This is a genomic window from Paenarthrobacter sp. NPDC089322, from assembly GCF_040684895.1.
Classification (GTDB): domain Bacteria; phylum Actinomycetota; class Actinomycetes; order Actinomycetales; family Micrococcaceae; genus Arthrobacter.
In genome coordinates, this window is record NZ_JBFBGW010000001.1 from 158038 (window position 1) to 170079 (window position 12042).

The window sequence follows — 12042 nt, forward strand, 5'->3', positions numbered from 1 at the left end:
GTGCCGCGTTCGAACCCTATTGATGCAGTGAGGGTGCGCGCATGACTATGCCCACTACCGAAGTGAAAATCGACGAGCTGTCCGAAGGGGCTGCCATTACCAAGCAGCTCATCGTTCAGAAGTTCGGCGGGTCCTCGGTTGCCGATGCGGATGGCATCAAACGGGTCGCACAGCGTGTCGTGGATGCGCAGAAGGCCGGCCATGAGGTTGTCGTTGTCGTTTCCGCCATGGGCGATACCACGGACGAGCTTCTGGACCTTGCCGCACAGGTAACGGACTCGGCCCCCGCCCGTGAAATGGACATGCTGTTGTCCGCCGGCGAACGAATTTCCATGGCACTGCTGGCCATGGCCATCAACAAGTTCGGCGCGTCCGCGCAGTCATTCACGGGTTCGCAAGCGGGCATGATTACCGACGGCATCCACGGCAAGGCCAGGATCATCGACGTCGACCCGCACCGCATCCGCACTGCGCTGGACAAGGGACACATTGCGATTGTGGCCGGATTCCAGGGAATGAGCCGCAGCACCAACGAGATCACAACGCTGGGGCGTGGCGGTTCGGACACCACGGCGGTGGCATTGGCCGCGGCGCTTGAGGCCGACGTATGCGAAATCTACACGGACGTCGACGGCATCTACACCGCGGATCCGCGCGTCGTGTCATCCGCCCAGAAGATCGACCGCATCTCCAGCGAGGAAATGCTTGAACTGGCCGCTTCCGGCGCCAAAATCCTGCACCTCCGGTGTGTGGAGTACGCCCGCCGCTTTGGTGTGCCGCTGCACGTCCGTTCCTCATTCAGCCAGCACGAGGGCACCTGGGTCATCCCCGGCGCCGATGAAAAGTTCACGATTCAAGAGGGAGTTGCCTTGGAGCAGCCAATCATCTCCGGCGTTGCACACGACCGGTCCGAAGCCAAGGTCACCGTGGTGGGCGTCCCCGACATCCCGGGCAAGGCGGCGGCGATCTTCCAGGTGATCGCCGATGCCCACTCGAACATCGACATGATCGTCCAGAACGTGTCCACGCACGGCACCGGCCGCACGGACATCTCGTTCACCCTTCCCATCGTGGAAGGTGCTGACGCACTGGCCGCCCTGCGTGCTGCGGAGGGCCAGATCGGGTTCGAGAGCATCGAGTACAACGAGCACGTCGGCAAACTGTCGCTGATCGGCGCCGGCATGCGCTCCCACCCGGGCGTCTCGGCCACGTTCTTTAAGGCCCTCTCCGACGCCGGCATCAACATCGACATGATCTCCACCTCGGAAATCCGCATCTCTGTGGTCACCAGCGCGGACGCACTGGATGACGCCGTTCGCGCCATTCACGCCGCTTTCGAGCTCGACGGCGAGGCTGAAGCTACCGTTTACGGCGGTACCGGCCGCTAGGCACGGCTTGGAGGACGGAGAGTACCTTCGACGAAGTCCCCGTCCCCTGTGGGACGGGGACTTCTTTCTCCAGGGCGTACTGACCTGCATTCAGTGAAATCGTCGGACGGAAGGTAGCGTCATAGCCATCAATTCGGGGAGGTATGACGTGGCCAATTCGATTGCCAGAAATCGCTCATCTGCGGTCTACTTGCCTTTGTCGGGCTTACTGTCGCAGCCACTCTCCGAGTATCTTCCTTTGCTCGATATATGTGGTTCGAGGATCTGGGTCTCGACGTAGATCCCACGGTCAGTCCTGAGCTGTTCCGGCAAATCGTCTCCGCGGCCCCCGCTGACAAGGCGTTGTTTTACGGCGCATTGGCATTAGTACCGCTCGGAGGCCTTCTGCTGTTGCTTGGCATCGTCAGGCACACGCGGCGGGGCGGCAGTTCCCCCGTTCTGTGAGCCGCGCCAGACGTTTTCGATGAAGTTCGTCATGATGGCGGATTCGTTGAACCGCTGAATGACTGCGTTGACCATCCCAAGGCTGCAGTCGCTCGGAAGGTCTTGCTGCTTGGATATCCACATAGGTCACTTGGGGTCTCGGAATAGGCGGGCCGCCTTGGAAGACTTGGTTCATGGACGGAGTACAGGAGCCTCGCGTGGCCGGGCAGACGCTTGGTTCGGGTGTGCTTGCCGTCCAGGAGATGACTGCCGCCGTGCGATCGCTGCGGGTGTCCTCGGACGGCGGCATGCAGATCGATCAGCTCCGGGCACTTGAGGAACTGAAATCCGCAATCGCCGGCACTCAAGCGCGAATCGCCGTCGCGTTTGATGCCTCACAGCGCCAAGCCCAGGCCGCGGCCGGCGTTCCTGTGACGGAACAAGGCCAGGGTGTCGGCGCACAAATTGCCCTGGCGCGGCGCGAATCGCCGGCTAAGGGCGCGCGTTTGCTCGGGCTAGCGAAGGCGTTGGTTACAGAGATGCCGCACACCATGGCCGCGCTGGAAGCCGGGCAACTTAACGAATGGCGGGCCACCCTCCTGGTGAAGGAGACCGCCTGCTTGTCGGCTGAGGACCGGTGCGCCGTCGATGAGGAACTGGCAGCCGACAGTGGAGCTTTTGAAGGCCTTGGGGACCGGACCATCATCACGGCAGCCAAGTCGGCCGCGTACCGCCGGGATCCACGCTCGGTAACCCAGCGCGCCAGCCGCGCTGCATCGGAACGGCATGTAAGTCTGCGCCCGGTTCCGGACACCATGACTTGCCTGACGGCCCTGCTGCCGGTGGCACAGGGGGTCGCTGTGCATGCAGCGCTAACACGGCGCGCGGATAGGCTGCGGTCGAGCGGGGACCCCCGCTCCCGCGGACAGATTATGGCGGATGCCTTGGTGGAGCAGATCACTGGCAGTCGTCCAGGGATCACTGGCGTGGAAGTTCAACTCGTCATGACTGACCGGACCCTTTTCCAAGGTGACAGCGAGCCAGCCCGCCTGGCCGGGTACGGAATCGTCCCCGCAGGCTTGGCCCGCGACCTTCTTGCTGAGGGCGGTGGTATCGGCCCCGGGCAGCAGGACGAACTGAAAGTCCTCTTGCGTCGCCTTTACACTGCCCCGGATACGGGTGAGCTGGTAGGAATGGACTCCCGCGCCCGGTTATTCCCGCGGAGTTTGCGGAGATTCATAGAGGTTCGGGACGACACCTGTCGGACCCCCTACTGCGATGCGCCCATCCGACACATCGACCATGTGCTCCCTTGGCACAATGACGGTCCCACCAGCCTGGCAAACGGTGCGGGCCTGTGCGAAGCCTGCAATCACACCAAGGAAAACGCAGGCTGGTCAGCAAAGACCCTCCCGAGTGCGGGCAGGCATATGTTGGAAGTAGTGACTCCCGCTAAGAGGAAGTACAGATCAAGTGCGCCGCGCCTACCAGGCCATCGCGCGAAAGCCTCCGATGCCGGGCCGGCAGGGATGGGAACGAAACCCCCGTGAGTGTGGTCGTTTTTTCCCTCGCGTTACCGTGGTTTTCACCACATATGTCTTGTTTACGGTATGGTATGGAATTTTCATGGCATGCTGTACGTTGCATAGCCGGTAACTCCCCTAATACGAAGAGGCATTAAAACAAGTGGCAGCCGATTACGACGAACTCCGTACCGATGTTAAAGAGAACCAGGAGCAGTCGCTCCAGGCGCTCCAATCCGCCAGCGCCCCCACAGCCAAGAGTGTTGTGCTGGAACTTGACGAGACCGATGGCCTTGATGCCAGCGGACCCGGCGGCGAGATCGTCGCTGAAGAACTGGTCATCCAGGTCATCCCGCAGGCAAGTGACGAGTTCACCTGCAACTCGTGCTTCCTGGTGCGTCACCGCTCACAGATCGCACGCGAAAAAGACGGCGTCGCCTACTGCACTGACTGCGAAGGCTAAGACGACCACCACCCGGGCGGTCTGAACGTCGTCAGGGAGTGCCGCCGTCGGGATTAATTGCGGAAGGACCGGAGCACGTGCTCCGGTCCTTCCGCAGTTAATTACTCCTTGTTGTTCGCATCAGAGTCGACGTCAGAGTCCGAGCCGGGCTCGGAGAGCCTCTCCTCGTCGGTATCCTCGGGGGCCACCACCGGCGAAAGAGCGTCTCCCAGCCGGCCCGGCGTCCCCTTTCCCGCGTCAAGTCCTTCATCGAGGCCGGGCTCGTCGTCAGCCGGGGTGTCGGTCACGGCTGAACACCCGGCTCGGTAATGGAGCGCTGGCGCCGATGGTTGAGAATCCTCAGTTGAAGGATCCGCGCACCCCCGGCCAGAGCCACCAGCACGCCGCCGCCGACGGCCGCTATGAAGAGCGTGGTTCCCAAGGCAAGAGAGCCCTCGAGCCCAAAGAACCTCACGGTGACCATGTCCTGGTTCTGGACGAAGAACACAATTAGCAGGACCAAGACCACCAGTCCAACGGCTACCGCCGCCCACACGGCTGCGGTACGGGTGGGCCGTGAACTCGCTGTCGGGTACTGCTGTTGGGTGTAGTCCGGCCGCTGTGGGCCTCTGTGTTGTGCTGGACCTCCCTGCAGCCCTTGGCCCCCTTGCGCCATTGCAGCGTCATCGTGAGTACTCATTGACGGCCCCCTCAGTTCCGGAAACATCCGTGCACTTCACATGATAAGCATGCTGATTAGCTGCACGACAGTGCCACTGCGGGCAACCGGCGGCCGGGGTCACGCTTGGTCACAAAGAGTAGTCGGTGGTGGTCGGTCCGGGATCATTGTTCCGGACGGCGTAATGGTGCCCCTCGGAATCCGTCTCGACATCAAAGTTCTTCAGGTCAGCCTCGGAAGCGGTCTCGAACTCATCATGCTTGTGCACCACAGGAGTGTCGGTGTCGCCGTGGGTTGCCGGTCCAAAGACGGACTGCAGCCTCTCGGTCACATGCTGGAAGCCTTCCAACTTGCGTCCCATGTTTTTCACCTCCTTCCGACGGGAGAGAGAAAAATCGGCAGGGCGCATACGCGCCGTTCTAGTGAGGCAATTTTACGCCCGGAGGGGCAAAAAGGCGCTGGGCAACAGGCCTTGGAAACCCGGTTGTCCCGAAGGGAAGGGCCGCCCTACCGCAGCGACTTGTCGTCCGGATTGCGGGGAACCACGTAAGTGCTGCCGTCCGGGCGTCGAAGGGTTTCCCACTGCTGCGTCTCGGCCTGGCGCTGGGCAAGGAGTTTGCGGTTGTCCTCCGTCATCTCATGGTCAATGGAGCTGCTGTGCGCCGGGCCAAAAATGACCCGCAGCTTCCCTGTTGCACGCATGAACTTCTGGGCGAAGGATTCCTTTGCCACCGGATTGGCTCCTTATTTCGAATCAACAATTTCGACGGTTCAACACCTCCATAGTACGCTAATAATTAGTGCACTAACTAATCACCGGCAACAGAGGCCAAGCAACAGGAGAACGGCAATGACCACCGTCAGCGATACAACGCAGGAAACCGACGATCTCCTGTTGGAACGGCAACTCTGCTTCGCTTTGACGGTTGCCTCACGCACCGTGGTTGGCGTCTACAAGCCGGTCCTTGAGCGTTTGGGACTCACGCACCCCCAGTATCTGGTGATGCTTGCACTGTGGGAACGGAGCCCGCGGACGCTCAAGGACATCAGCGAGGCACTCCTTCACGAGCCCGCAACGCTCTCTCCCCTGCTCCGCCGGCTGGAAGAGGCTGAGCTCATCACGAGGGAGCGTGTGCCCGGCAACGAGCGCGCCTTGGCCGTCATGCTCACGGACAAGGGGGCAGCCCTGCGTGAGCAGGCGTTGGCAGTCCCGGGCGAGATCCGCGAACGGCTGCAGCTCAGCCGGGAAGAAGTCGCCAAACTCCACCAAGCCATGACTGGACTGATCGCGGCCACACAAAGAGGCAGCAACGGTTCGTAGCTACTGCTCCCTGAACGACTCACTATTCCCGGGATGGCTAGTCCTGGCCCTGAACGTCCTGGTATCCAGCCGCTGGAGGCGCGTCCAGGAAAGTTGTCACGACATCCTGCACCAGGGCTGTCCTTGCCAGCCCGAAGAAGTGTGTTGTGCCGGGAAAGACCGCGAGCTGGGACGCCGGCACACCCTCAAAATCACCGTTCACGTCCCCGCCCCGAAGCTGGAGGAACCGCACGGCGTGCTCGAGCTTGACCATGTCGCAATCGCCAACGGTGATCAATGTAGGTGCCTCGATGCCCCGGATTTCATCGTCGCTCCATCCGCCACCACCTGAGTCATAGCTTCCAAGCTTGTCCAGCAGTCCTTGCAGGTGCTCGCGGTCGGGATGGGGAGAGACAGCGAGATAGCGTGACTCCATAGGCGTGCCGGCGATCATGTCAACGGTCATCGATGCCACCGCATCGGTGTTTTCACCCCTGTCGCCCTCCGGCCGGAACGACACCGAGGAAACGATAAGCTTGCGGACCAGTTCCGGATGATTGATGGCCAGGTGCAGCGCGACTGCCCCGCCCACACTGAACCCAAAGACATCAACCTGACCCACCCCCAAATGATCCAAAAGCCCCACGACATCCGATGAAAGATCCCGGGTGTTCAAAGGCCGCTCGATGTCGTTGGTCCGGCCGTGACCCTGGAAGTCCGTAGCGATAACCCTCCGGCCCTTCGACAAGCCGGGGATCAAAGGGCCGAATTGCTGCTCGATATCAAACAAGCCTCCATGCAGCAGCAACAGCGGCGTACCGCCGTCGCCATGCAGTTCGTAATACATCTGAAGTCCGTTGACGGGGGCATATCCCGTCGCGGGATCATGCCCCGCGCGCTGTTCCGCATCCTGCGCCCACTGTTCCACCCGAATCCTCCTCCGTGCTTCCGGTCGCCCGAATTCCAGCGACCACACCCGATGCAACACCCGAGCAACAGGCTAGTCCTCCGGGGCTCCGAGCGGCAGGGCTGATCCCACAGCGTAAAATGGACGGCAACCAAGGAGATTTCGATGCGATCGCGATTCGTTCGTTCCGCACTGGTAGTCCTGACCGTGGCCGGACTGTCGGGCGGTGGACTCGTTGCCTGCTCGAGCACCCCCGCGCCAGGCGGGACGGGCAGCCCAACGTCCACGCCGCCGTCGTCCGCCAGCCCCAGTGGCCCAACCAGCCCAAGCAACACACCCACACAGGTTCCCACCACGCTCGGCCCGGAGGACACCAGCCCCAACCCCAGCCTCCCCGGCACGGCTCCGACGCCCGGGCAGGGCAACGCCGAATTGTCCATCACGTTGCTGGAGTCGCCCGAGGCCACACCCAGGAACTTCACGCTCGTGTGCGTTGACGGCGCACCGGCCGCCGAGTCCAAGCACCCAACGGCGGCGGCAGCCTGCACTGCCCTGAAGAACAATCCGTCGCTGCTCAACCCTGCACCCGTGAAGACAGATCAGGCCTGCACGGAGCAGTACGGCGGCCCCCAAACAGCCAAAGTCACCGGCGCCGTGAACGGCGTGGAGGTGGCGGCTCAATTCAGCCGCACCGACGGCTGCCGGATTGCCATGTGGGACGCGGTCAGCAGCATCCTGGGTTCCAGCGGTGGAGCAGCGTAGGCCGCAGCACCTCCCCCAGGAGCAATGGCTCGGGTTGGAGGCTGCCCATCATGCCCGCGTCGCGCGTTACGCGGATCCGTATCTTGCGCGCCGCTCGGCGGGGAAGAAACACCCCGTGGAGGACTTCCTTTTCACGTACTACACTCAGAAACCGGGGCAATTGTTGCGATGGCACCCGGGCGACGGGACGGTGCTCAGCGGCGAACGTGCCTTGGAACGCGCACACTGGAAGTTCTACCGCTTGCTCGACGACGGCGACCTCGCCGGCGTCGGCCTGCCGCCGGGTACGCCGGCCGTCACCTTTGACCGGTCACGCTTCCTGGGTGAACGCGCCGAAGCCGTCAGCTTTGCCGGAATCATCCTGGGAGGCACGGCGAAGCGGCCGGCACAGTTCGGCTGTTTCGGCCTGCACGAATGGGCCATGGTGTACCGGCAGGAGAAGTTCGACCTCCGCCACGAGTACCTCACGCTGCGGCTCGGCAGCGAGGGGACGGATGAGGTGGTGGAGCAGAACCGCATCCGCTGTTCACACTTCGATGCCTTCCGCTTCTATACGCCGGACGCCGTTCCCCTCAACGAGCTCGCGCCCACCCGGGAAAACCAGCGCAACATGGAGCAACCCGGCTGCCTGCACGCCAACATGGACCTGTACAAGTGGGCCTATAAGCTGACTCCGGCGCTGCCCGGCGAGCTTGTCATGGACTGCTTTGAACTGTCGTGGCGGATCCGCACCATGGACATGCAGGCTTCCCCTTACGATCTCGAAGAATGGGGCTACCCGCCCATCAGGATCGAGACACCGCAGGGCAAAGCCGAGTACGTTGAATACCAGAGGGCTTTCGCAGCAGAATCCCAAGAGCTGCGTGCCCGCGTGCTTCAGGCAGTTCAGCCGCTCCTGGAAGCGCTGCAGCCGGGCTGATCCGGCCCAGCGTGGACTGCCCGGGCACCCCGCCGCCACCAGCGAAAGGTCACCATGGATTCCACGCAGAACAGCGAGTACGACGTCGACCTGACGGTCGCGCTGACAGAGGCACCCGGCGCTGAGCCACGGGAGTTCCGCCTCCGGTCGGTAGACGGCGTACTTTCGCCGGACCCGGGTTCGATTCAGTCGAACCTTCCGGACGCGCCTGCGGCGCTGGCCGCCGTCGAGCAGTTTGGCGAGGAAGCCTTCTTTCCGGTTCCACGGCCGGACCGGACCTGCACGCAACAGTACGGCGGTCCGCAGGTCGCCCGGGTGACGGGGTGGTTCCGCGGCCGAAGGGTAGACAGCACCTTCAGCCGGACCGATGGCTGCGAGATCGCCCGCTGGCGCAGCATTTCCCCGCTCCTGGGCGGCACAGGCGGTTCAACCGGCGCCTCCTGAGTACACGAAACGGCAGTGGCCGGCGGGATCTTCCGCCGGCCACTGCCGTTTACGTAGCGCGAGGAGATGGACCTAGCCGGCGTTGTTGCTTTGCGTGGGCTCGTCACCGCGGATCTTGCCGTGGTCCTTTTTGTCCTTCTTCTCCTTCTTCGGGTCTTCCGCGTCCGGAATGACGGCGGTTCCCCCCGGGCTCACCACTACTGTGACGAAGCTCGGTTCACTTGTTCCGGCGAAGGTCAGGCGACCAATGTAGGAGCCCGGTTCCAGGCCGGTCCAGTTCAAGGAGATGGTGCCGGCCTTGCCGTTGGCGAGGCGGATCGGGTTCGGGGTCACGGTGGCGTTGCCCTCGTTGGCTCCCAGGACCGCAGCATCAACCGTTGCCTTGGTGGGCTGGTTGGTGGGGCTGGCGTACAGGTTGGCGAAGACGTAGTAATCGCCGGGGGCCGGGTTGGGGACTGTCACCGATTCGCTTGCCGATGGTGTGGCTGCGGGGAGTTGCTGACCGGCGGGGGTCAGGACGAGCATGTCGAAGTCCGCGGCCTCGTCAGAGGAGATGACCGAGAACTTGGCCAAGGCGCTGCCCTCCCCTACCGTCACTTTCTTCACGAAGTTGGATGCATTGGTTTCGCCGGCAAAGGGGCCCGGGACCAGTTCAATGGCCGAGGAATCCGCCTTGGACAAACCATCAACCGTTACTCCCACGGGCAGGTTGGTGCCGGAGACGATGTTGATGGTGCCCGAACCGTTGGGGCCGGTGCCGGTGAAGGCCAGCGCCTTGTCCGCGATGACGGACTGCGGACGGACGGCGATGGGCGAAGTAACGGTCGTGTTGGCGCCCTGCCAGCTCAGCGATCCCATGGCGAACTTGCCCAGGGCGGCGTTGTTGTTCTCGAACTGCACCTTGAACGTCTTCTTTTCGCCCGGAGCACCGAAGTTCAGCACAGACGGTGTGACCTTGACGTTGACGCCGGGAACGTTGACGGTGGCGCGGTACATGCCTGGTGTGAGCGCGGTGACGGTGCGGGTGACCTCGATTTTGCCGGCCAGGTTACCGAGCGCGAAGGACGGGACGTTCATGTCCCTCGGCTGGGTGGTTCCCAGTCCTTCGATGCCCAGATCCATGCCTGTGCCTTGGATGAACTTGAGGTAGTCCTCCGTGGTTGCGTCGTACACGAGGCCCGGCGACAGCACCTTGGCGGGGTCCACTTGGCCTGCACCCGTGGCAAAGACGTCCTTGTTCGGGGAACCGTTGGCCAGCTTCACCTGGCCGGCGGTGGTCATCATGGCCGACTTCACCGTGGCCGGGGACCACTGCGGGTTCTTTGCCAGGATGAGGGCACCGAAACCGGCCACGTGGGGTGATGCCATGGACGTTCCGGAAAGGAAGCCAAAGTTTTCGCCGCCGGTGGCAATGGGCGACACACCCGCCAGAACAGCAACCCCGGGGGCGGAAACGTCAGGCTTCAGCAGGTCCGAGTCGGTGGCGAGGAGAGGCCCGCGGGAAGAGAAACCGGCGATCTGCGGCTGGGCTTCGGCCGGGAGGCCCGTGGTGTCGCGGTTCAGCAGGGAAACGGTAACAGCGGGGTTGGCCGAGACCTTGTCCTTGATGGTCTGCGTCGCGGGCGGGTTCACATGGACGGTGGGAACGGCGTGCTTGTCGGTGTCCAGCGACGATTCCGTCAGGTTCACCAGGATCATGCCCACGCCACCGCCGCGGAGCACCTCGGCGCTCTTGGCGGTCCTGTCCACCACGCCACGGTCACAGACAACAACCTTGCCGGCCACCTTGGCAGGGTCCAGGGACCCGGGGGCACAGAGCGCAGCGTCGCCTTCTCCGCTGGCAGCGTTCGTGGAAAGCACGACGCCGGCACCGGTCACCTCGCGGTTCATGATGCTCGCTCCGCGGAACTTACTGCCATCGGAGAATTCGACCGTGCCCTGAAGTTCCTGCGAGAACGAGGTGGCGGCAGTGGTGGTCAGCCAGGGTGCACCGTGGTTGACGGTGCTGGCCGTGGGTCCGGAGTTGCCTGCGGACGTGGCCACGAAGATCCCGGCGGACGCGGCGGAAAGGAACGCCAGCGAAACGGGATCGGTGGTGGACGTTGCCGAGCCGGAGATCGAGTAGTTCAGCACGTCAACGCCGTCCAGAATGGCCTGTTCGATCGCGTCAACTGAAGCGGAGCCGTAGCAGCCGCCGGTGGAAGGATCGGTGTCTTCCCAGCACACCTTGTAGATGGAGAGCTTGGCGGCCGGTGCGACGCCGCTGGTGATGCCGAAGCTTCGACCGTCCACCGTGGCTTCCACGTTGGCGTTGCCTGCGGCCGTGCTGGCGGTGTGCGTGCCGTGGCTGTCCACGTCCACCGGGGAGATGACTTCCTCGGGGGCACGGTTTTCCTCGGGAACGGTTTCGAGGAAGGCGTCGGCGAAGTAGTGGGTGCTGAGCACCTTGGAGTTGCACGCGCTGCCGTCATAGTCCGCGCCGGTTCCCGTGCCGGGCTGGCATTCACCGATGAAGGTGTCGCCGTCGGCTTTCAGCATGGCGATCTTGCCGTCGGCGGTGCGGTACGGGACACCGACCTCGGGGTTGCCTGTCAGCGGGCCGACGGGCTCTCCGGCGAAGAACGGGTTGGACGGCGTGTAACCGGTGTCGATCACGCCAACAACGGTGCCCTTGCCGGCGTTATCCTGCCCACCGTACTGGGTGGCCCACGTGCCGTTGGGTCCGCTGAGCTTCAGGAAGTCGGTGGTGGAGTAGTCGGGGGCGTACTGGGTGTCAGGTGCTACCAGCAGGACCTTGGGGTCCTTGGCCAGCTTGATGGCCTGGTCCGCCGTCAGGTTGGCGCTGAAGCCGTTGACGGCGGTGGTGAAGTCGCGTTCAATCGTGACGTTTTCCCGCTTCGCCACTTCCTGCTGCTGCTGTTGAAGGTGTACCTGGTACTCCTTCACCTCGGTGCTGTCAGCGTCGAGCTTCTTGCCCTCCTCCGGTTTGGTCGGCGCAAGACCCGGGGTGCCGCCGTCGTAAGTAGCCGCAGGCTTTTCCGCGAGGACAACCATGTAGCGGCCGTCCTTATAGGCGCTGGGGTCAAGGTTCTTCTTGGCCACGCCTGCAACGTTCCCGGGCGCATTCTCCTGGGCCGGGGAGGCCTGGGCCGGCAACGCCATGGAAGAGAGCAGCAAAGGCAACCCAACGGCGAGTGCCGCTGCCTTTCGAAGCCCCCCGCTTCTGACGAAGCTCTTTCCTTGTGAGTTCACGAG

Annotated in this window: 14 protein-coding genes; 7 read left to right on the plus strand and 7 right to left on the minus strand. The window is 63.2% G+C overall.

Going from position 1 to position 12042, the window contains the following annotated elements; genetic code table 11:
• Nucleotides 1-41: 41 nt before the first annotated feature.
• The gene (locus tag AB0N65_RS00730; protein ID WP_364156300.1) at nucleotides 42-1388 is read left to right on the plus strand and encodes an aspartate kinase; all 1347 of its coding nucleotides are present in this window, start codon (nucleotides 42-44) and stop codon (nucleotides 1386-1388) included.
• Between the two features lie 363 nt (nucleotides 1389-1751).
• Here the strand turns inward: AB0N65_RS00730 and AB0N65_RS00735 are convergent, their stop codons facing one another.
• Nucleotides 1752-1907, minus strand: coding sequence for a hypothetical protein (locus AB0N65_RS00735; RefSeq protein ID WP_364156303.1), 156 nt, complete (start codon nucleotides 1905-1907; stop codon nucleotides 1752-1754).
• Between the two features lie 167 nt (nucleotides 1908-2074).
• Here AB0N65_RS00735 and AB0N65_RS00740 point away from each other — a divergent pair, with 167 nt between their 5' ends.
• Nucleotides 2075-3361 carry a DUF222 domain-containing protein gene (locus AB0N65_RS00740; RefSeq protein ID WP_364156984.1) on the plus strand — a complete coding sequence of 429 codons (1287 nt, stop codon included), beginning with the start codon at nucleotides 2075-2077 and terminating at the stop codon, nucleotides 3359-3361.
• 136 nt (nucleotides 3362-3497) lie between these two features.
• On the plus strand, nucleotides 3498-3797 hold the full coding sequence (locus tag AB0N65_RS00745; protein ID WP_167265137.1) for a DUF4193 domain-containing protein: 300 nt from the start codon (nucleotides 3498-3500) through the stop codon (nucleotides 3795-3797).
• Between the two features lie 101 nt (nucleotides 3798-3898).
• Here the strand turns inward: AB0N65_RS00745 and AB0N65_RS00750 are convergent, their stop codons facing one another.
• The 4 genes from AB0N65_RS00750 to AB0N65_RS00765 all read right to left on the minus strand — a co-directional run bounded on the left by AB0N65_RS00750 (nucleotide 3899) and on the right by AB0N65_RS00765 (nucleotide 5187).
• Nucleotides 3899-4084, minus strand: coding sequence for a hypothetical protein (locus tag AB0N65_RS00750; protein WP_364156306.1), 186 nt, complete (start codon nucleotides 4082-4084; stop codon nucleotides 3899-3901).
• Nucleotides 4081-4476 (minus strand): LapA family protein, encoded by a 396-nt coding sequence (locus AB0N65_RS00755; protein WP_364156309.1) that lies wholly within the window; start codon nucleotides 4474-4476, stop codon nucleotides 4081-4083. The genes AB0N65_RS00750 and AB0N65_RS00755 overlap by 4 nt, the downstream gene beginning before the upstream one ends.
• A gap of 109 nt (nucleotides 4477-4585) precedes the next feature.
• Nucleotides 4586-4816, minus strand: coding sequence for a hypothetical protein (locus AB0N65_RS00760; protein ID WP_364156312.1), 231 nt, complete (start codon nucleotides 4814-4816; stop codon nucleotides 4586-4588).
• A gap of 146 nt (nucleotides 4817-4962) precedes the next feature.
• Nucleotides 4963-5187: a hypothetical protein gene (locus tag AB0N65_RS00765; RefSeq protein WP_364156315.1), complete on the minus strand. Its 225-nt coding sequence runs from the start codon at nucleotides 5185-5187 to the stop codon at nucleotides 4963-4965.
• A gap of 118 nt (nucleotides 5188-5305) precedes the next feature.
• Between AB0N65_RS00765 and AB0N65_RS00770 the strand changes: the two genes are divergently transcribed.
• The gene (locus AB0N65_RS00770) at nucleotides 5306-5776 is read left to right on the plus strand and encodes a MarR family transcriptional regulator (protein WP_364156317.1); all 471 of its coding nucleotides are present in this window, start codon (nucleotides 5306-5308) and stop codon (nucleotides 5774-5776) included.
• Nucleotides 5777-5813: 37 nt separating this feature from the next.
• Here the strand turns inward: AB0N65_RS00770 and AB0N65_RS00775 are convergent, their stop codons facing one another.
• Complete coding sequence (locus AB0N65_RS00775; RefSeq protein ID WP_364156320.1) at nucleotides 5814-6683, minus strand: alpha/beta hydrolase; 870 nt, start codon at nucleotides 6681-6683, stop codon at nucleotides 5814-5816.
• A 144-nt stretch (nucleotides 6684-6827) separates the two neighbouring features.
• Here AB0N65_RS00775 and AB0N65_RS00780 point away from each other — a divergent pair, with 144 nt between their 5' ends.
• The 3 genes from AB0N65_RS00780 to AB0N65_RS00790 are packed head-to-tail and all read left to right on the plus strand — an operon-like array spanning nucleotide 6828 to nucleotide 8787.
• The gene (locus AB0N65_RS00780; protein WP_364156323.1) at nucleotides 6828-7424 is read left to right on the plus strand and encodes an SSI family serine proteinase inhibitor; all 597 of its coding nucleotides are present in this window, start codon (nucleotides 6828-6830) and stop codon (nucleotides 7422-7424) included.
• A gap of 34 nt (nucleotides 7425-7458) precedes the next feature.
• A complete protein-coding gene (locus AB0N65_RS00785; protein ID WP_364156987.1) occupies nucleotides 7459-8343 on the plus strand; it encodes a 3-methyladenine DNA glycosylase in 885 nt (294 codons plus the stop codon).
• A 54-nt stretch (nucleotides 8344-8397) separates the two neighbouring features.
• A complete protein-coding gene (locus tag AB0N65_RS00790; protein WP_364156326.1) occupies nucleotides 8398-8787 on the plus strand; it encodes a serine protease inhibitor in 390 nt (129 codons plus the stop codon).
• A gap of 72 nt (nucleotides 8788-8859) precedes the next feature.
• Here AB0N65_RS00790 and AB0N65_RS00795 read toward each other — a convergent pair whose 3' ends face one another.
• Nucleotides 8860-11949 carry a S8 family peptidase gene (locus tag AB0N65_RS00795; RefSeq protein ID WP_364156990.1) on the minus strand — a complete coding sequence of 1030 codons (3090 nt, stop codon included), beginning with the start codon at nucleotides 11947-11949 and terminating at the stop codon, nucleotides 8860-8862.
• Between the last annotated feature and the right edge of the window lie 93 nt (nucleotides 11950-12042).